Below are 21,135 nucleotides of genomic sequence, written 5' to 3' on the forward strand. Positions count from 1 at the left end.
GGAAGGTCAATAGGCCCTAGGCTGCTTGCGCTATGCAGTTCTCCAATTCGTGAAATATTATACTTTCTTATCCTAAAAAAGAAGCAGGCCTGCATAAGTGCAAGCCTGCTATTATTGCATCTGCTGATGGCGCTGATTTTGAAACAGAAGGTTTAGTTTTCCTCCTTTTAGGGCATTTTTTATATAGAGTGTCTTAGATTACAAAATGAGGAAGGGGATCAATTGATGACAGCTGTATTGCAAGCACAGGAGAGAAAAGAATTTCGAGGATCTGCTTTAACCCGTATACGCCAGGATGGAAATATTCCAGCTGTAGTCTATGGAGCAAAATTGGACAGTAAGTCTATTTATGTAAGTGAAGCGGATTTTACTAAGATCATCCGAAAAGTAGGAAGAAATGGAGTTATTTCATTAGAATTGGGCGGGAATAAACATAATGTAGTATTAAGTGATTATCAGGCAGACCCGATTAAACATGAAGTAATCCATGTTGACTTTCTTGCAGTAGATATGTCTAAGGAAATAACAGCTAATGTGCGAATAAATCTTGTTGGGGATGCACCAGGCGTTAAAGATGGCGGTGTGCTGCAGCAATCTATGCATGAGCTTACTGTCACTGCTACGCCAGATAACATTCCTCAATCGGTGGACATCGATGTTTCAAATCTTCAAGTGAATGAAACACTTACTATTGCTGATATTCAAACGAACAGCGGGTATACAATAAACGAGGGCGACGAGGAAGTTGTTGCCTCCATCCTACCTCCTAGACAGGAAGCAGAAATTAATAGCGGTGAAGAGCAGGAGCCTGGAACTCCTGATAATGAGGAAGGCAGAGAAACGAAAAGCAGTGAAGAATAAAGGCTAAAAGGGATAAAGCCTTGCCCGAACGGAAGGGACTGGCCTGCTATAATTGGTCGGCCCCTTCTTTTTAGGCAATATTTAAAAAGATGGTGGGAAGATGAAACTAATTGTTGGACTGGGAAATCCAGGAAAGCAGTATGAAAAGACACGGCATAATATTGGGTTCGAAGTTATTGATGCACTTTCTGATCGATTGAATATTCCTTTAAACCAGGGGAAATTTCAAGGAATCTATGGGGTTGGCCATGTGCAAGGGGAGAAAGTATATCTATTAAAGCCTCTAACCTATATGAATTTATCAGGAGAATCTATTGCTGCTTTAATGGATTATTTTCAAATAGAAGATGAAGAGCTTGTCGTTATTTATGATGATTTAGATTTACCGGTTGGGAAAATTAGATTGCGGCAAAAAGGCAGTGCGGGCGGTCATAATGGTATAAAGTCAACCATTGCTCATTTGGGAACACAAGAGTTTAACAGAATAAGAGTAGGGATTGACAGACCACCAAGCGGAATGAAGGTTCCAGACTATGTTCTAGGAAGATTTTCGAAAGAAGAGCAGGAAATATTGGGTGAGGTTATTCTAAAATGCACAAATGCCTGTGAGGATTGGATATCAAAGCCATTTCTACATATTATGAATGAATATAACCAGTAATCCATCATATTTTTTTATTAGTATCATAAAATAATATATCTTTATATATGAATGTTACTGTATGCTATGCATCTGTATCCCTAATGAATAAGTTCATAACAATGCGTTCATACTAATAGTATTGAACGTTTTGCGGGGAGGGACAGGGAGTGGCTATACATTATCATTGCCGTCATTGTGGAGTAAAAATAGGAACAATTGAAAATACAGCGATAAATACGGACTCTCTAGGTTTTCATCTATTAAATCATTCAGAACGACAGGAAATGATTTCGTATGATCAGTCAGGAGATCTTCAAGTAAAAGCAATATGTGAAGATTGTCATGAACTGTTAGAGCGCAATCCTGATTATCACGAACATGACTTCTTGATTCAATAATAGGCTTTGGACCATCATCCAAAGCGTTTTTCTATTTCTAATTATTGTGAATTGTCGGTGAAAACCTACTGACAAGCCGCTTGCGCATTTCAGATTGTCTAGCTTCAGCGGCTAGACCCTCGAGTCATAAGCCAACCCGTCCAGAAGGTTAAAGAACAACCTTCTAGCCGTCTTGTCTTATGCTTGTCGGGTCTGACCAAGCCGCTTGCGCATTTCAGATTGGAGGGTAGCCATGATAGGGCTTAAACATATGATAAGTCAGCAAGATGATGTAAGGTCCGTCTTGTCTGGTATAAAAGAAGGACTGAGGGAGCAGCTAATATCTGGCTTATCCGGTTCTGCTCGTACACTTTTTCTAGCATCTGTTTATGAACAGACAGGAAGGCCGATGCTTGTTGTTACACATAACCTACTTCAAGCACAGAAATTATATGAGGATATTGTTAATTTAGCTGGAGAATCAGAGGTATTTTTATATCCAGCTAATGAATTAATCGCTGCAGAAATTAGTATTGCTAGTCCAGAATTAAAGGCACAGCGAATAGAAGTATTAAACTATTGGAGCAAAAGTAAAGAAGGAATTTTAATTGCCCCAATGGCAGGACTGAGAAAAATCCTCCCACCCGCATCTCTTTGGAATGCTTGCCAATTAACATTAAAAGTAGGCGATGAACTTCTAGAAGATCAATTTCTTCAATTTGTTCAAATGGGATATACACGGGTTGGAATGGTTTCATCCCCAGGTGAATTCAGTATAAGAGGTGGAATTATTGATATTTATCCTTTAACGGAAACAGACCCTATCCGGATTGAATTATTTGATACAGAAGTAGATTCGATTCGTTCCTTTTCATTGGAGGATCAGCGTTCAAAAGAGAAACTATCAGATGTGACAATCGGACCTGCAACAGAATATCCTTTACAAGCTGATCATTTTAGTAAAATCATTGAAAAGCTTGAAAAAGGATTAGGATCAAGTCTTAAAAAGATAAAAGATGAGAAGGCAAAGACACTGCTAGCACAAAATATTGGTTTTGAGTTAGAACAATTGAAAATGGGCAGTAAACCAGATCAACTATTCAAGTACCTCTCCTTTGCCTATGAGGAAAGAAATAGTTTAGTAGATTATCTTCCTGAGAATGGTCTTATTATTATTGATGAAATCAGTCGTGTCCAAGAGATGAATGACTCTTTGGAGAAGGAAGAAGCAGAATGGTATACAAGTCTATTAAGTGAAGGCCAAATTATCCATGAAGTGAAAATATCCCATAATTTAAAAGGATTTCTAAATAAGAAGAAGCAGCCTGTTATATATATGTCCTTATTTTTAAGACACGTCCCGAATACAAGTCCAGAAAATATTATTAATGTAACATGCAAGCAAATGCAGAATTTCCACGGTCAAATGAATGTGTTAAAAGGTGAACTGGAACGATGGAAAAAAGCAAAATATACCGTTATTCTAGTAGGTCCTGGAGAAGAGCGGGTAAGGAAGCTTCAAAGAGTGTTAGAAGACTATGAAATTGACACGCTGTTCATAGATGAAAAACAGCCGTTTCTTCTTGGAAAAGTTCAAATTGTAGAAGGAAATCTTCATACGGGATTTGAATTGCCGATTCAAAAGCTTGCAGTGATCACGGAAGAGGAGCTTTTTAATAAACGGACAAAAAAACAGCCTCGTCGCCAAAAACTTTCAAATGCTGAACGAATTAAAAGCTATTCAGAATTAAAAGTTGGAGATTATGTTGTCCATGTGAATCATGGAATTGGGAAATATTTAGGGATTGAAACACTAGTAATCAATGGTGTTCATAAAGATTATCTTCATATACGATATCAAGGCAGTGATAAGCTTTATGTTCCAGTTGAGCAAATTGATCTTATTCAGAAATATGTAGGCTCAGAGGCAAAAGAGCCAAAAATATATAAATTAGGCGGTAATGACTGGAAGCGGGTTAAAAAGAAAGTTGAATCCTCTGTTCAGGATATTGCGGATGATCTTATTAAGCTTTATGCGGAAAGGGAAGCTTCGAAAGGACATGCTTTTAGTCCGGATGGAGAAATGCAAAGAGAATTTGAATCGGCATTTGCTTATCAAGAAACAGAAGACCAGCTCCGTTCAATCCATGAGATTAAACGGGATATGGAAAGAGAGCGGCCGATGGATCGATTGCTTTGCGGGGATGTTGGTTACGGAAAGACAGAGGTGGCAATCCGTGCTGCTTTTAAAGCAATTGCGGATGGAAAACAAGTGGCTATCCTTGTTCCAACTACGATTCTTGCCCAGCAGCATTATGAAACAATGAGGGAAAGGTTTCAAGACTTTCCGATTGAAATTGGCCTCTTGAGCCGTTTTCGGTCAAGAAAGCAGCAAACAGAAACGATAAAAGGGCTGAAGTCTGGTGCAGTTGACGTTGTAGTTGGTACTCATCGTATTTTATCAAAGGATATTTCCTACCGTGATTTAGGTCTATTAATCGTCGATGAAGAGCAGCGCTTCGGTGTGACACATAAAGAAAAAATTAAACAGCTGAAGACGAATGTGGATGTATTGACGCTTACAGCAACGCCAATTCCGAGGACTCTCCACATGTCCATGCTGGGTGTGCGTGATCTGTCTGTTATTGAGACACCACCTGAAAATCGTTTTCCGATTCAGACATATGTCATGGAATATAATGGCGGAATCGTTCGTGAAGCGATTGAAAGAGAACTTGCGAGAGATGGGCAAGTGTATTTTCTCTATAATAGAGTCGAAGATATTGAAAGAAAAGCGGAAGAAATTTCTATGCTTGTACCAGATGCGAAGGTGACCTATGCCCACGGGAAAATGACAGAAAATGAACTAGAATCGGTCATGCTGAGCTTTCTTGCAGGAGAATCTGATGTACTTGTGAGCACAACGATTATTGAAACAGGTGTCGATATTCCGAATGTGAATACCTTGATTGTCCATGATGCTGATAAAATGGGGCTCTCACAGCTTTATCAGCTAAGAGGAAGGGTTGGCCGTTCGAATCGGGTTGCCTATGCCTATTTCACCTATCGTAAGGATAAGGTATTAACAGAAGTGGCAGAAAAACGACTTCAAGCCATAAAGGAATTTACAGAGCTAGGATCCGGATTTAAGATTGCCATGCGTGATTTATCGATTAGGGGAGCCGGAAACCTGCTAGGGGCAGAGCAGCATGGCTTCATCGATTCGGTTGGTTTTGATTTATATTCTCAAATGTTAAAAGAAGCGATTGAGGATCGAAAAGGCAATATGAATGAAGAGATTAAGCCGCGAACAGAAGTGGACCTTGAAGTAGATGCCTATCTTCCTGATGCTTATATTAATGACGGTCATCAAAAGATTGAAATGTATAAACGATTTAGAGGCGCTTCTTCATTGGAAGATCTAGAGGAATTAAATGAAGAAATGCTTGATCGGTTTGGTGAGTATCCAGATGAAGTATCTTATCTATTCCAAATGACTGAAATGAAGGTTTATGGAGAAATGATCGGAATTGAAACGATTAAGCAGACTAAGAATGAAGTCTTAATACTATTATCTGAAAAGGCAAGTTCTCAAATTGACGGTCAGAAGATCTTTGAAGTAACAAGTAAATATGGACGAACAGTTGGTCTTGGAATGGATGGGAAAAAACTTAAGGCTGTTCTTTATATTAAAGGGATGAAAACTAGAGAATGGTTGAATATTGCCTTTGAAATTGTCCGTGGTCTTTATGGATCAAAAAAAGAGGTACAGAGTCAAACAACTTCATAGAAAATGTTTCAGTTGCTTAGGATAAGGGTATTTCATAAGAAAGCCCGATGTAATGTTTAACCAAATTTGGTTACTACTACCTACATGAGAAAAAAATAATTGAACGTGTATATAACTTTCCAGATGAAAGATACTAAGTTCAAACATGGCGATGCATTCATTTTCTCCCAATTAAAGCATTGCTAAAGGAAAAGCAGGTGCGTCTTAAGTTAGACAGCTGTTTTAGCGCAGCCGCTTTTCAAAAATCATCAGATGAAAGTGAGGCAACATTAGATGAAGGCAACTGGCATTGTTCGTCGAATCGATGATTTAGGTCGTGTAGTTATTCCTAAGGAAATACGCAGAACATTACGTATTCGTGAAGGAGACCCACTCGAAATTTTTGTGGATCGTGATGGAGAAGTGATTCTAAAGAAATACTCTCCAATCAGTGAACTTAGTGATTTTGCGAAGGAGTATGCAGAAGCATTGTATGACAGTCTTGGCAATCCGGTCTTAATTTGTGACAGAGATACGTTTATTGCTGTTGCAGGTGGTTCGAAGAAGGAATATTTAAACAAAAATGTTAGCGAACTAGTTGAGAAAACCATGGAAGACCGCAGTTCAGTTATTATGAATCAGTCTGGTAATATCTCCTTGGTTGAAGGGAATTCAGAGGATTTATCCGCTTATACAATGGGTCCGATTATTGCGAATGGGGATCCAATTGGTGCAGTCATTATTTATGCAAAAGAGGGCTCCTTAGGTGATGTAGAACAAAAAGCGGTGGAGACCGCAGCGAGCTTCTTAGCAAGACAAATGGAATCTTAAGAAGTACTTAGCTTCCTAGTTCAAGATTTACAAAAGAATATATTTGAAAAAGGGGTAGCAAAATGCTGCCCTTTTTCTTTTTTCAGACGGGATCAGCACTTAGATCTGACCTTATCTATTTAGAAAGTTAATATAGCCGGCTTGTCCTATGCTTGTCGGGGGTGAACAAGGCACCTCCGCATTTCTGTTTTGTCTAGCTGCAGTGCCTACCCCCTCGAGGTCATAAGCCAAACTGTCTAGAAGGCTAAAAAACAACCTTCCAGCCAGTTCGTCTTATGCTTGTCGGGGGTGAACAAGGCACCTCCGCATTTCTGTGTTATAATACTTCTGAATTATTGCTGATTGTGTTTTGGGAGGAGTTGGGCTTATGGGGCCCGAAAAGAATTCTAGAGATTTATTTAAAGGAGCGCTCATATTAACAATTGCTGCTTTAATTACAAAGATATTAAGTGCGATGTATCGCGTACCATTTCAAAATATTGTTGGAGATGTTGGATTTTATATTTATCAGCAGGTATATCCATTCTATGGCGTTGCATTAGTATTAGCTACGAATGGGTTTCCGGTTATTATCTCTAAGCTTTATGCAGAGCAGGCAGTGAAACAGGGGAAAAATGGAGTACATCGTTTATTTGCCATTGCTGCAGTTGTTTTAATGCTAATTGGTTTTTCTGGCTTTTCGATCCTTTATTGGGGAGCTGAGCGACTCGCTGCATCAATGGGTGACCCAGGACTTGCCCAATTGCTGCGAATGATTTCATTCGTCTTTCTAATCTTTCCAATTGTGTCTGTCCTTAGAGGTTATTTTCAAGGAACTGGAAATATGGTTCCGACCGCTATATCTCAAGTTGGAGAACAGTTTGTTCGTGTGCTTACTATTTTGCTCACAGCATGGATTCTGACAAAAAAGGAGTATAGCCTATACATAGTTGGAAGCGGGGCCGTTCTTGGTTCAGTAACCGGTGGAATTACAGCTATTCTCCTATTGGGTGCTTTTTATTGGACTAGAAGAAAACGAGCATTCCTATCAATTGAGAAAGTGAATTGGAAAGAAAGCAGGAGATTGGCAAATGCACTCTTGTTTCAAGGCTTTGCTGTTTGTATAAGCAGCATGTTACTTGTTTTTATCCAAATGGCTGATTCATTGAATTTATATTCTATTCTCCTTTCTTCTGGTTTAACTAGTGAAGGGGCAAAGGAATTAAAGGGGATATATGACCGAGGACAGCCGTTAATACAGCTTGGGACGGTTGTTGCGACTTCTATGTCATTGTCTCTCGTTCCGATGATTACGAGTGAAAAGTTGAAAGAACAAATGGAATATATGCATGATAAAATCCGCCTTGCCATTCAAATCGGTCTATTCATTGGAGTGGGTGCTACATTTGGATTATGGAGTATTATTGAACCTACTAACAGAATGCTGTTTGAAAATAGTAATGGGTCTGAAGTGCTGGCGGTATTATGTTTGCTGATTTTATTTACGTCCATCATCATTACCACAACCGCTATTCTTCAGGGGTTAGGCAATTTTCTTTTCCCTGCTTTTGCTATTCTATGCGGGTTTGGCGTGAAATATGGTTTGAATATGATCCTTGTTCCGTTGTTTGATACAATGGGTGCAGCGTTGGCATCCTGTCTAACATTAGGTATGGTCATGGTTATATTGTTATACAGGCTTCGAAAGTTACTAAGAACATCTATTTTGAGTATGCGATCTTTCCTAGTAGTAAGTGCAGCTGCACTTGTCATGGTGATCGTTTTAAAGATTTATATATATGTAACGGGTCTTTTCCCAACCTTTGATCATGATCGTCTGTTTGCAGGACTTCAGTCCGTAAGTGCTGTAATTGTAGGTGCAATCATATATGTTTGGATTGTTTTAAAAGGGAGGACCTTTAAAGAGGAGGAACTTGCCCTGCTGCCGTTTGGAAGCAAGCTATTGTTTTTCCTGCCAAAAAAGAAATAGGAGTTGAAGATACAAATGAATAAAATTCGTATACTCGGGCTTGGTGCAGGAGATTTGGACCAGCTTCCACTTGGTGTGTATCGAGCATTAAAGAATGCGGATCCACTTTTTTTGCGGACGAAGGAGCATCCGGTAGTGAATGAACTAGAAAAAGAGGGATTGGTGTTCACTTCTTTTGATTCTGTTTATGAAAAGCATGATCAATTTCAAGCAGTATATGAGGAAATTTGTCATTTTCTTCTTGATGAAGCTTTATCAAAGGGAAATATTACTTATGCAATGCCTGGTCATCCGCTTGTGGCCGAACAAACCGTACAGCTTTTACTCGAAAAAGCACCTGAAAGAGGTGTGGACATAGAAGTTGGCGGTGGACAAAGCTTTCTTGATGCCCTATTTCAAGCGTTAAAAATTGACCCGATCGATGGCTTTCAGCTTCTAGATGGCACAAGTCTGAAGAAGGATGAAATGGAAGTGAAACAGCATGTAATTATTGGTCAGGTGTATGATCAATTTGTTGCTTCAGAAGTAAAGCTTACACTTATGGATATCCTCCCGTATGACTATGATATATATATTGTGACAGCAGCAGGGAGCCAATCCGAACGGATTCAAAAGGTTCCATTATACGAACTTGATCGGGAAGTCGAGTTAAATAATTTAACTTCTGTTTATGTCCCGCCAGTCAGTGATGAAGCTATTCTATATAAACGGTTTACAAAGCTCCGTCACATTATTGCTGAATTGCGTGGGCCTAATGGGTGTCCATGGGATAAAAAGCAAACACATGAATCTTTAAAGAAGTATTTAATCGAAGAGGCATATGAACTCATTGAGGCGATAAATGAAGACGATATCGATCATTTGATAGAAGAGCTTGGTGATGTCCTTCTTCAAGTCCTCCTGCATGCCCAAATTGGTGAGGATGATGGGTTTTTCTCAATAGATGACGTCATTGAAGGGTTATCTCAAAAAATGGTTCGCCGTCATCCGCATGTATTTGGCCATACAACAGCAGAAACCGAAGAAGATGTATTGAAGAATTGGCAGGCTATAAAAAAAGAAGAAAAGGGAATAGCAGAAGAATCTCTCCTTGATCAAGTAGAAAAGTCTCTTCCTAATTTAATGGCGGCTGCGGAAATCCAAAAGAAAGCAGCAAAAGTTGGTTTCGACTGGAAGGAAGTAGGACCAGCCTGGGAGAAAGTAAAAGAGGAGATTCGTGAATTTGAATTAGAAGCAGAGAATAACAGTGATAAAATGCCAAATGAATTCGGCGACATTCTCTTTGCTTTTGTCAATATTGCCAGGTTTTATAACATTAATCCGGAAGAAGCATTATACCAGACCAATCAAAAATTCAAACGCCGATTTTCATATGTAGAAAAACGGGTAAAGGAAAGCGGAAAGCCATTTGAAGCTTTTCCATTAGAACAGCTTGATCAATTTTGGGATGAAGCGAAAGAAAAAGGTTTGTAAATAAAGGAGCGTTTGGCATGAGATTAGATAAATTTTTAAAAGTGTCACGGTTAATTAAAAGAAGAACGTTAGCGAAAGAGGTGTCTGATCAAGGGCGTATTTCAGTTAATGGACAACAAGCAAAAGCGAGTACAACCGTAAAGGTTGGAGATGAATTAGTTGTTCGCTTTGGCCAAAAATTAGTGACTGTCAAAATCGACCGTTTACAGGAAACAACAAGAAAAGAAGACGCTGCAGAAATGTATACAATTATAAAAGAAGAGAAAGTAGAATCGGAAGGCTAAACAGTCGCCTCCGCATTTCGTTGTTCTATTTCATTCCATTCGTTCATAAACATGTACAAAAAGCTTGTACTTAGTGAATGTGAGGGATGAATGAATGAGTCAATATTATGAGACAAATTCAACAACGAAAACAAATGTCCAGGAACATGATGTCATCATGCGAGGCAGAAGGCTGTTAGATATTACTGGAGTTAAGCAGGTTGAGAGCTTTGATAATGAAGAGTTTCTGTTAGATACAGTTATGGGTTTTCTAGCGATAAAGGGTCAGAATCTGCAAATGAAGAATTTAGATGTAGATAAGGGTGTTGTCTCGATTAAGGGGAAAATCTTTGATCTCGTCTATCTGGATGATCAGCATGGAGATAAGGCTAAAGGATTCTTTAGCAAGTTATTCCGATGACATTAACTACCCAATTTATCACCATGCTAGCTATGGTTGGCATGGGTTGTGTCTTTGGCGCCGCCCTTGATACATACAATCGTTTTTTAAAGCGGACAGAGCGAAACCGTCTAATCGTCTTTATAAACGATATCCTCTTTTGGATTGTACAAGGGTTGGCGATTTTTTACATTTTGTTTTTAGCCAATAAGGGTGAACTAAGAGGGTATATATTTCTTGCCCTTTTATGCGGATTTGCAGCCTACCAGAGTTTATTTAAGGGAATCTACCTTCGTTTGCTAGAAATTCTTATAACAATGGTCATCAATTTTTACCGCTTTTTGTTGAAATTATTTCATTTTGTTATTTATAAACCGATTCGTGCATTAATTGTTGCGATTATTTCTTTATTCATTTTATTAGGAAAGGGTCTTTTTTCACTGTTAAAAGCAGTATTAAAACTAGTATTATTAATATTGAAACTCATTTTACTGCCTGTAAAGTGGATTTTTTTGCTAATTTGGAAACTTTTGCCGAAACATATTAAAAAAACAGTCGATAAGATTTATAATAGAATGGCAGGAATTATTAAACAAATAAAGAATTACTTCCTTAGATGGATATCTAGGTGGAATAAAAATAAAAAGTAAGGGAGGGTGCGAAGTGGGTGCCATCAAGAAAAGAAATGTAGCAAAAATACAGACAAGCTATGCAAAACAGCAAGAAGTAGCCGAGATTAGTGGGAATATAAAAAGAAAACGTCTATTTAGAAGATTAACCGTATTTTTTATAGGAGCAGCTGTCCTTTCTGTTTTCATGATCTCCACACTCGTTTCGCAATCCTCTGTTCTTGATGAAAAAAGGGCAGAAAAAAAGAAGCTTGATCAGGAGTTAGCCTTACTAAAGAAACAAGAAGTGATGTTAGAAGAAGAAATTGTGAAGTTAAATGATGATGAATACATCTCAAAGCTTGCGAGGAAGGATTATTTCCTTTCTGAAAATGGGGAAGTCATTTTTAATATCCCTGAGAATAAGGAAAAAAATGACAAAAAGGGAAAATCAACTAATTAGACCTTGTATTGAACTCTTTTTTCATATTCTGTATAATATACAGTAAGTTTGATTTTTTTATATAACTCAAGGAGGCAATATCTTTTTATGTCAATCGAAGTGGGCAGCAAGTTACAGGGTAAGGTAACAGGAATTACAAATTTCGGAGCGTTTGTGGAGTTACCGGAAGGCTCAACAGGTCTGGTACACATTAGTGAAGTTGCAGACAATTATGTAAAGGATATTAATGAACATCTTAAGGTCGGTGACCAAGTAGAGGTTAAAGTCATTAATGTCGAAAAGGATGGAAAGATCGGTTTATCCATTAAAAAAGCTAAAGACCGGCCTGAAAGAACAGAGCGTCCTGAAAGAGGCGACAGAAAAGAGTCAAGGGGACATTCACATTCTCAACGTCCACGTCAAGGCAGATCAAATGATAATCGTCCTTCCCGAGAAAACTTTGAATCTAAAATGGCTCGTTTCTTAAAGGATAGTGAAGATCGTTTATCATCTTTAAAACGCAATACTGAATCAAAACGTGGGGGAAGAGGCGCTAGACGAGGGTAACTTGCTGCTTAATTGATATATTATTCTAAATAGCAGGGTTTATCGTTTATGATTCCCATAGATAAAAGACAAGTCTGAAATAGACTTGTCTTTTTTTTTATTTAAAGGGTGCCTTTTTCTAACGGTTTCTCAATAAGCTAATAAATTTTTTATAGGATTATGTCGTATCGAAAACGATCATTTCGTCAATCTTTTTAGCATTAAGGCAAATGAAGCATATATCTCTCCTTTTTTTTCCTTTTGAGCCTTTAAAGATCGAAAAAGTGGAATAGGATGTGTGATTCATTCGATCATTTTGTTTACTTATTAGATATTTCAGGGAAATAAGTCGAACGAAAAAAGTGGTCTTGTCCACCATTTTGACAAACTTCTTTCTGTTTCAAACTTATAATGATTTGCAACGATAAAAAGTGGGGAGTGTAGTTAAAATGGCAAATAGTGTAGAAAGGAATGTAGTCCAACCGCTTGGAGAAGTGAATTTTACTAAACCTAAATGGGAGTTTACAAAAGGATTAAATAAATTTCAGCAGATGTGTGAGACTATCTTTCTAAAAAAAGGCTATCTTCTTTTATTGATCGGTTTTTTACTTGGAAGAGCGCTGATTTTAGCCCAACTGACACCTTTTAGCCTCCCTTTCTTCGCAGCTGTGTACTTTTTAAGAAAGGAAAAGGCACCGATTGCTCTTATAGGATTGATCGCAGGAGCTGCAACCCTATCTATTTCTCATGCTGTATCTGCATTTGGAATTAGCTTTTTATTTTTGCTTGCCTATCGTATCGCAAAAAAATGGCTTACTAATGAGATTAAGGCATTGCCGTTTTTTGTGTTTTTTACAATTACTGCAGGAAAACTATTGGAAGATTTTATAGTAACGAAGCAGCTTACACTTTTTGATGGAATGATGGCTGGTGTAGAAGCAAGCTTAGGTTTTATTCTTACACTCATTTTTGTTCAGAGTCTCCCATTATTGTCTGTTAACAAGCGAAAGCAATCGTTAAAGATAGAGGAGATCGTTTGCCTAATTATTATGTTGGCTACCGTCATGACTGGTACGATTGGCTGGACTGTTTATGGGCTTTCCATTGAGCATGTTATGTCAAGATATTTAGTGTTATTATTTGCCTTTGTTGCCGGTGCAACAGTAGGCTCTACGGTAGGCGTTGTAACAGGATTAATATTTAGTCTTGCCAATATAACAAGTTTCTACCATATGAGTTTGCTAGCTTTTGCGGGTCTGCTTGGTGGTCTATTAAAAGATGGAAGAAAGATAGGTGTGTCGGCAGGTCTTTTAATAGCTACTCTCTTAATTGGGATGTATGGTGAAGGAGGTGGTGCTCTTTATAAAACTTTATTAGAGACAGCGGCTGCAATTCTCTTGTTTATTTTTACACCTCAAGCGTTATTAACGAAGCTTGCAAAACATATTCCAGGCACAACTGAACATGCTGCGGAACAACAGCAATATATGCGCAAAATGCGAGATGTTACAGCTCAAAGAGTGGCACAATTCTCAAACGTATTTCAAGCCCTTTCAAAAAGTTTTTCATCCTATGATGAGCCATCAGAATGGAAAGAGGATGAAGGAGCACGTGAGTTAGATTATTTTCTAAGCAATGTTACCGAAAAAACATGTCAAACATGCTTTAAAAAGGATCATTGCTGGACAAGAAACTTTGATACAACATATGACTACATGAAAGAAATTATGAATGAAATGGAAGATAATCATGGCGATTTATCGCCGAAGCTATCACGAGAGTGGGAAAAGCATTGTACACGTTCGAAGAAGGTAACAGATACAATCCAACAGGAGTTAACCTTTTACCATGCGAATCAAAAACTAAAGAAACAGGTACAGGAAAGCAGAAGATTGGTAGCTGAACAATTACTAGGTGTATCAGAGGTGATGGGTGATTTTGCAAAGGAAATTCAAAGGGAAAGAGAAAATCATCATAAACAGGAAGAGCTTATTTTAGAAGCCTTACAAGAGTTTGGTATTCAGATTGAACAAGTGGAGATTTACAGCTTGGAACAGAGAAATGTAGATATTGATATGACTATTCCTTACTGCAACGGGCATGGAGAATGTGAGAAACTGATTGCGCCGATGCTATCGGATATCCTTGGAGAATCCATTGTTGTCAGTTCAGAGGATTGTTCAACCTTTCCTAATGGTTTCTGCCATGTAACTTTCCGTTCTGCTAAAGCCTTTACTGTTGAAAGTGCGGTTGCTCATGCAGCTAAAGACGGGGGATTTCTTTCCGGTGACAGTTATTCTACGATGGAGCTTGGCTGTGGAAAGTATGCCATTGCTATTAGTGATGGGATGGGGAACGGAGAACGAGCACATGTGGAAAGTAAAGAGACACTTCAGCTGCTTCAAAAGATCTTGCAATCAGGGATTGAAGAAAAGGTAGCCATTAAGTCGGTAAATTCTGTTTTATCATTGCGCACGACTGATGAGATTTTCTCAACATTAGATTTAGCGATGATTGACCTCCAAAATGCAGGGGCGGAATTTCTGAAGATTGGGTCGGCACCAAGCTTTATCAGGAGAGGAGATAAGATAATAAAAATACAGGCTAGTAACCTACCAATGGGAATTATACAAGAGTTTGAAGTAGAAGTTGTCAGTGAACAGCTAAAAGCAGGGGATTTATTAATTATGATGAGTGATGGGATTTTTGAGGGACCGAAGCATGTAGAAAATTTTGATTTATGGATGAAGAGGAAAATTATTGAATTGAAAACAGAGGACCCGCAGGCGGTAGCCGATTTGATCATGGAAGAGGTTATTCGTTCAAGATCTGGCTTTATTGAGGATGATATGACGGTCATTGTTGCTAAGATCAAGCATAATACACCGAAGTGGACTAGCATTCCTGTTCATAAAATAAGAAAAATGGCTAATTAGTTAATTTAACCTAATAGCTAATAATATATGTATATTTCCCTTCTTACCGGTCGAAAATGAGAACAACGAAGGTATAGGAGGGACGTTTTATGAAAACGGGAACATTGAAGCAGATTTTATTAATTACGGACGGCTGCTCGAATCAAGGAGAGGACCCAATTGCGATGGCCGCGTTAGCAAAAGAGCAGGGGATTACAGTGAATGTCATCGGTGTGATGGAACATGATGTCATTGATGAAAAGGGAATGAATGAAATCGAGGGCATCGCGATGTCAGGCGGAGGCGTCAGTCAGGTTGTTTATGCAAAGCAACTATCACAAACCGTTCAAATGGTTACGAGAAAGGCGATGACACAAACCTTGCAGGGAGTTGTCAATCGTGAGCTGCAGCAAATTCTAGGGGGCAGCAAAAAAGTAGAGGATCTCCCGCCGGACCAGAGAGGAGAAGTGATGGAGGTTGTTGATGAGCTTGGTGAAACCGTTGAGCTGGAAGTGCTTATACTAGTGGATATGAGTGCGAGTATGAAAGAGAAGCTTCCGACTGTAAAAGAAGCCTTGCTCGATCTTTCCTTAAGTTTAAATGCCCGTTCAGGTGATAATCATTTTAGCGTATTCGTCTTTCCGGCCAGAAAGAAAGAAGTCGAAAAGGTTCTGGACTGGACTCCGAATCTTGGTTCGCTCACAAGTATATTTGGGAAATTAACAACTGGCGGAATCACCCCAACGGGCCCTGCCATTCGTGAGGCATTAACTTATTTTAAGAAAAAACGATCATTAAGGAGTTTGTTCTCTCGTGATGATGAATCATTCTTTGAAGAATCAGTTTAATGTAAAGCCAGGAACACTTATAGAAGGAAAATGGCACCATAATCAATATAGAATTATAAAGGAACTAGGATTTGGGGCAAACGGTATTGTCTACTTAGCTCAATTCCGCAATCAGTCGGTTGCGCTGAAAATGAGTGATAATGGCATGTCTATTACTAGTGAAGTGAATGTTCTAAAATCCTTTGCAAAGGTCCAAGGGTCTGCCCTCGGGCCTTCTTTACTTGATGTTGATGACTGGCAGCAAAGGGGCGGGCAAATTTCCTTTTATGTAATGGAATATATCCAAGGTCCAGATTTATTAACCTATATTCAGCAAAATGGGCGAGTATGGGTAGAAGTGCTTATATTACAGCTTTTAAACGATTTGCATACGCTTCATCAAAATGGCTGGGTGTTTGGTGACCTGAAGCCCGATAATTTGATCGTAACAGGGCCGCCAGCGCGTATACGTTGTATTGATGTCGGTGGAACGACTATTCAAGGAAGGGCAATTAAGGAGTTCACAGAATTCTTTGATCGAGGGTATTGGGGACTCGGATCGAGGAAGGCTGATCCGAGCTACGATCTTTTTGCAGTTGCTATGATCCTTATTAATATCTCTTACCCAAAGCGATTCAATAAAACCTCAGGTGACCTTAAACAGCTTGAGGTCATGATTAAGGGGAAAGATGAGCTCAAAAAATATGAAGGCACCTTAATACATGCCTTAAAAGGGAACTTTTCAAGTGCGAAGGAAATGAGGACGGCGATGCTGCAGTTTAACCAGCCCCACCCTAATCATAAAACACGCCCTCCCCAAAGAACACAAACTCAAACAAGACAATCGAATAAAAGTGTAAGCAGGCAAACGTATACTAAAAAAAAGAAAAGAAGCGGTCTTTTTGAAACCACTTTAATTTTTATTATTATTTCTCTTCTCTATATGTTCTATATTTATGGTCAATTAACATAAAAAATTAAATGATTAGTTTCATGCAAGTCATCTATGCTATGCTTCAAGAAGAACATATTTAGACATTATATTTTTATGATAAGGAAGAAGTATATGCTGGATGCCAAGATCAAAGCTTTTTTACAGCGAAAAGGTATAGAGTTAAATAATAAGAAACTTTTAATTGGGGTGTCAGGTGGACCAGACTCACTGGCCCTGCTTCATTATTTGTGGGGGAAGAAACAAACGTTCGATTTATCAGTTGTTGCCGCTCATGTGGATCATATGTTTAGAGGCGAAGAATCTTATGCAGAAGCACAATTTGTTCAGCAATTTTGTGAGGAAAGAAACATCCCTTTTGAAATGACGAGAATAGATGTTCCTAACTATATTGAAGAGACAGGCAAAAGCGCTCAGGCTGCATCTAGAGAATGCAGATATCAATTTTATGAACAAATGATGGAAAAGCATCATTCAGACTACCTTGCCCTCGGCCACCATGGGGATGATCAGGTAGAAACGATTCTTATGAGGCTAACCAGAGGAAGCTCAGGAGATGCAAGAGCGGGGATCGCTTTTAGCAGACCGTTTGGAAATGGATATATCCTTCGGCCTTTTCTATGCTTGAATCGATTGGAAATTGAAGAATATTGCATAAGCCATCAGCTTGATCCGCGCCGAGATCCAAGTAATGAAAAGGGAATGTACAGCCGCAATCGGTTTCGGAAGGAAGTTATGCCCTTTTTAAAAAAGGAAAATCCCCATGTTCATGTGCATTTTCAGCGATTTAGCGAAGAAATTCAAAGTGATGAAGCTTTTTTGCAGGAATTAACGATCCAAAAAATGAATAAAGTAATGGAAAAGAAGGCAACTAGGGAAATAATAATAAATATTAAAGAATTTCGAGAAATGCCAATGCCTTTACAAAGAAGAGGGATTCAACTAATATTAAACTATCTTTATAAGGAAAAACCTACATCTTTATCTGCCTTACATATTGAGAATGTTTTTGCATTAATGAGCAGTCCCCACCCATCCGGAACACTTCATTTCCCAAACGGTTTGAAAGTTGTGCGTTCATACGAGAAATGTCAATTCCTTTTTCGTCTTCAACCAATACAATCCTATCGTTTTGAAATGAATGAGCCTGGAAAAGTCGAATTACCCAATGGCAGCTGTATGATGTTCGAATTTACAAACTGTCCTGAAGGTTCTATTCAAGCAAATTCCCTTCTTATACAGCGGGACGATTCTTTGCTTCCTCTTGTTATTCGAACGAGGAAAGATGGAGACCGTATGACATTGAAAGGAATGCAAGGGTCGAAGAAGGTAAAAGATATTTTTATCGATTATAAAGTGCCTTTGCAAGAAAGAAATTTTTGGCCAATTGTAACAGACAGCAATGGCCAAATCTTGTGGGTGCCAGGATTAAAAAAATCTCATTCTTCAACTGGGCAGCAGTCGAATGCTAACTTTATTCTTTTAACTTACATAAGGCAATGATTCTTCTAGGAGGCACGCTGAAAATGAAAAATGATATCGAGAAAATTTTAATAACAGAAGAAGAAATTCAAGAAAAAATTAAGGGCCTTGCTGCAGAGCTAACTGAGGAGTATAAAGATAATTTCCCCCTTGCTATTGGCGTTTTAAAAGGTGCTATGCCATTTATGGGTGATTTGTTAAAACGAATCGATACGTATCTTGAAATGGACTTTATGGATGTTTCCAGCTATGGCAAGTCAACTGTTTCATCGGGTGAGGTTAAAATTGTTAAAGATCTTGACACATCTGTTGAAGGCAGAGATATCTTAATTATTGAAGATATCATCGACAGTGGTTTGACTTTAAGTTATTTAGTTGAATTATTCCGTTATCGCAAGGCAAAATCAATCAAAATTGTTACATTACTGGACAAACCAACAGGACGTAAGGCAGATATTAAAGCAGATTATGTTGGATTTATCGTTCCTGATGAGTTTGTTGTTGGGTATGGTCTTGATTATGCTGAGAAATACCGGAACCTTCCATATATTGGTGTACTAAAGCCTGAAGTATATAGTGATAATAATTAAGTCAATAATTGTAAGAAGAAACATCCAAGAATGATCCTTTCTACATGAAGAAGTGAACCAGTTTTGTCAAGTGCAAATCCTTGTATTGGCACGATTTTCTATGATACTATACATTATAGTTTGTTTACCGTGGGAGGAGGTAAAGGATGAATCGGATCTTCCGGAATACCATCTTTTATTTATTAATATTTTTGGTAATTATCGGCGTCGTTAGTTTCTTTAATGGGAACAATGAGCCAACGAAACAAGTCTCTTATGATGAATTTGTTACACATTTAGAAAATGGTGACATTAAATCCATTACGATGCAGCCTGAGAGAGGCGTTTTTGAAGTAAAGGGCCAGCTTGAAGGCTACGAAGAAGGCAAGTATTTTGTTACTTATGTTGTAAACAGTGATAAGATACTTGATCGAATTGATGCACTTGCTGCACAAAACGCTGAGGTGGATTTTCAGCCAGCTAAGGAAACAAGTGGATGGGTTACATTCTTCACTTCAATTATCCCTTTCATCATTATTTTTATTTTGTTCTTCTTCTTACTAAACCAAGCACAGGGCGGTGGAAGCCGTGTGATGAACTTTGGTAAAAGTAAGGCAAAGCTCTATGATGACAGTAAAAAGAAAGTCCGCTTTAAGGATGTAGCAGGAGCGGATGAAGAAAAGCAAGAGCTTGTTGAAGTCGTTGAATTTTTGAAAGACCCGAGAAAGTTTGCAGAACTAGGAGCTAGAATTCCGAAAGGTGTGCTTCTTGTAGGACCTCCAGGTACAGGTAAAACGTTGCTTGCGCGAGCTGCAGCTGGTGAGGCTGGTGTCCCGTTCTTCTCTATTAGTGGTTCAGACTTCGTTGAAATGTTTGTCGGTGTTGGTGCATCACGTGTACGTGATTTATTCGAAAATGCTAAGAAAAATGCACCATGTATTATATTTATTGATGAAATTGATGCGGTTGGACGCCAGCGTGGTGCTGGCTTAGGCGGCGGTCACGATGAACGTGAACAAACGCTTAACCAATTGCTTGTTGAAATGGATGGATTTGGCGCCAACGAAGGAATTATTATTGTTGCTGCAACAAACCGCCCGGATATTCTAGATCCAGCATTGCTTCGTCCAGGACGTTTTGACCGTCAGATTACAGTTGATCGCCCAGATGTTATTGGACGTGAAGCAGTTCTTAAAGTACATGCCCGCAATAAGCCATTAGATGAAGGTATTAATCTAAAAGCCATTGCACAGCGTACTCCTGGATTCTCAGGTGCTGATTTAGAAAACTTATTGAATGAAGCAGCCCTTGTTGCGGCTCGTCGGGATAAGAAAAAAATTGATATGACTGATATCGACGAAGCAACTGACCGTGTAATTGCTGGTCCTGCGAAGAAAAGCCGTGTGATTTCTAAAAAGGAAAGAAACATCGTTGCCTTCCATGAAGCGGGTCATACAGTTATAGGTGTAGTTCTTGAAGAAGCAGAAATGGTTCATAAAGTAACGATTGTCCCTCGTGGGCAAGCTGGCGGATATGCTGTTATGCTTCCGAAAGAAGATCGCTTCTTTATGACAAAACCAGAGCTTCTTGATAAAATTGTCGGTCTACTTGGTGGCCGTGTTGCAGAGGAAATTGTGTTTGGCGAAGTAAGTACTGGCGCTCATAATGACTTCCAGCGTGCAACAGGAATTGCTAGAAGAATGGTAACAGAATTTGGAATGAGCGATAAGCTCGGTCCGTTACAGTTTGGCCAATCCCAAGGCGGTCAGGTCTTCTTAGGAAGAGATTTCAATAACGATCAGAATTACTCTGATGCGATTGCCTATGAGATTGATTTAGAAATTCAGCGTATAATTAAGGATTGTTATGCAAAGGCGAAAAAGGTACTTACTGAAAATCGCAAAAAACTTGATTTAATTGCCAATACGCTACTAGAAGTAGAAACGCTCGATGCGGAACAAATTAAGCATCTAATTGATCATGGTACATTACCTGATCGTCCTGTCAAAACAGATGAAGCATCTGCTGGAGATGTTAAAGTAAATATTAACGTCAATAAAGAAGAACTTCCTGAAAAAACGACAGAGGCAAAAGAAGAAGATTCAGCTTCTTCTAGAGAAGAAAGTCCGCAAGAAACGAAGGACGATCGAAAAGAATAAATGGAAAAGCGCTCCTAGCAGAGCGCTTTTTTTTCGCGAAATTTACATC

Annotated in this window: 18 protein-coding genes; all 18 read left to right on the top strand. The window is 38.8% G+C overall.

The window, feature by feature from the left end; all coding sequences use genetic code 11:
* The first annotated feature begins 225 nt into the window (after nt 1-225).
* The 18 genes from AN957_RS00150 to ftsH all read left to right on the top strand — a co-directional run bounded on the left by AN957_RS00150 (nt 226) and on the right by ftsH (nt 21,086).
* Nucleotides 226-861, top strand: coding sequence for a 50S ribosomal protein L25/general stress protein Ctc (locus tag AN957_RS00150; protein ID WP_053479356.1), 636 nt, complete (start codon nt 226-228; stop codon nt 859-861).
* 100 nt (nt 862-961) lie between these two features.
* Complete coding sequence (pth, locus tag AN957_RS00155; RefSeq protein WP_056681671.1) at nt 962-1,522, top strand: aminoacyl-tRNA hydrolase; 561 nt, start codon at nt 962-964, stop codon at nt 1,520-1,522.
* Between the two features lie 149 nt (nt 1,523-1,671).
* Entirely contained in the window at nt 1,672-1,902 is a 231-nt protein-coding gene (fin, locus tag AN957_RS00160) for an anti-sigma-F factor Fin (protein WP_053479358.1), read from the top strand.
* 232 nt (nt 1,903-2,134) lie between these two features.
* Complete coding sequence (gene mfd, locus AN957_RS00165; RefSeq protein WP_056681674.1) at nt 2,135-5,671, top strand: transcription-repair coupling factor; 3,537 nt, start codon at nt 2,135-2,137, stop codon at nt 5,669-5,671.
* Between the two features lie 273 nt (nt 5,672-5,944).
* Nucleotides 5,945-6,481, top strand: a complete 537-nt coding sequence (gene spoVT / locus AN957_RS00170) for a stage V sporulation protein T (protein ID WP_053479360.1) — start codon at nt 5,945-5,947, stop codon at nt 6,479-6,481.
* Nucleotides 6,482-6,848: 367 nt separating this feature from the next.
* Nucleotides 6,849-8,450 carry a putative polysaccharide biosynthesis protein gene (locus AN957_RS00175; RefSeq protein ID WP_056681678.1) on the top strand — a complete coding sequence of 534 codons (1,602 nt, stop codon included), beginning with the start codon at nt 6,849-6,851 and terminating at the stop codon, nt 8,448-8,450.
* Nucleotides 8,451-8,465: 15 nt separating this feature from the next.
* Nucleotides 8,466-9,923 (top strand): bifunctional methyltransferase/pyrophosphohydrolase YabN, encoded by a 1,458-nt coding sequence (gene yabN / locus AN957_RS00180; RefSeq protein WP_056681682.1) that lies wholly within the window; start codon nt 8,466-8,468, stop codon nt 9,921-9,923.
* Nucleotides 9,924-9,940: 17 nt separating this feature from the next.
* Nucleotides 9,941-10,207: an RNA-binding S4 domain-containing protein gene (locus AN957_RS00185; RefSeq protein WP_053479363.1), complete on the top strand. Its 267-nt coding sequence runs from the start codon at nt 9,941-9,943 to the stop codon at nt 10,205-10,207.
* Between the two features lie 94 nt (nt 10,208-10,301).
* Nucleotides 10,302-10,607: a sporulation protein YabP gene (yabP, locus tag AN957_RS00190; RefSeq protein WP_053479364.1), complete on the top strand. Its 306-nt coding sequence runs from the start codon at nt 10,302-10,304 to the stop codon at nt 10,605-10,607.
* Entirely contained in the window at nt 10,604-11,236 is a 633-nt protein-coding gene (yabQ, locus tag AN957_RS00195) for a spore cortex biosynthesis protein YabQ (RefSeq protein ID WP_056681684.1), read from the top strand. Before yabP ends, yabQ begins: the two co-directional genes overlap by 4 nt.
* Before the next feature lie 13 nt (nt 11,237-11,249).
* Entirely contained in the window at nt 11,250-11,657 is a 408-nt protein-coding gene (locus tag AN957_RS00200) for an FtsB family cell division protein (RefSeq protein ID WP_053479366.1), read from the top strand.
* Between the two features lie 87 nt (nt 11,658-11,744).
* Nucleotides 11,745-12,203: a S1 domain-containing RNA-binding protein gene (locus tag AN957_RS00205; protein ID WP_056681687.1), complete on the top strand. Its 459-nt coding sequence runs from the start codon at nt 11,745-11,747 to the stop codon at nt 12,201-12,203.
* Nucleotides 12,204-12,631: 428 nt separating this feature from the next.
* A complete protein-coding gene (gene spoIIE, locus AN957_RS00210; protein ID WP_056681690.1) occupies nt 12,632-15,118 on the top strand; it encodes a stage II sporulation protein E in 2,487 nt (828 codons plus the stop codon).
* Between the two features lie 89 nt (nt 15,119-15,207).
* The gene (locus tag AN957_RS00215; protein ID WP_053479369.1) at nt 15,208-15,945 is read left to right on the top strand and encodes a vWA domain-containing protein; all 738 of its coding nucleotides are present in this window, start codon (nt 15,208-15,210) and stop codon (nt 15,943-15,945) included.
* The gene (locus AN957_RS00220) at nt 15,914-16,897 is read left to right on the top strand and encodes a serine/threonine protein kinase (protein WP_053479370.1); all 984 of its coding nucleotides are present in this window, start codon (nt 15,914-15,916) and stop codon (nt 16,895-16,897) included. The genes AN957_RS00215 and AN957_RS00220 overlap by 32 nt, the downstream gene beginning before the upstream one ends.
* Before the next feature lie 93 nt (nt 16,898-16,990).
* Nucleotides 16,991-18,379: a tRNA lysidine(34) synthetase TilS gene (gene tilS / locus AN957_RS00225; protein WP_056681692.1), complete on the top strand. Its 1,389-nt coding sequence runs from the start codon at nt 16,991-16,993 to the stop codon at nt 18,377-18,379.
* A 23-nt stretch (nt 18,380-18,402) separates the two neighbouring features.
* Nucleotides 18,403-18,948, top strand: coding sequence for a hypoxanthine phosphoribosyltransferase (hpt, locus tag AN957_RS00230; RefSeq protein WP_053479372.1), 546 nt, complete (start codon nt 18,403-18,405; stop codon nt 18,946-18,948).
* A gap of 146 nt (nt 18,949-19,094) precedes the next feature.
* Nucleotides 19,095-21,086, top strand: coding sequence for an ATP-dependent zinc metalloprotease FtsH (ftsH, locus tag AN957_RS00235; RefSeq protein WP_056681695.1), 1,992 nt, complete (start codon nt 19,095-19,097; stop codon nt 21,084-21,086).
* Nucleotides 21,087-21,135 lie beyond the last annotated feature (49 nt).

Source organism: Cytobacillus solani (assembly GCF_001420595.1).
Lineage (GTDB): Bacteria > Bacillota > Bacilli > Bacillales > Cytobacillaceae > Cytobacillus > Cytobacillus solani.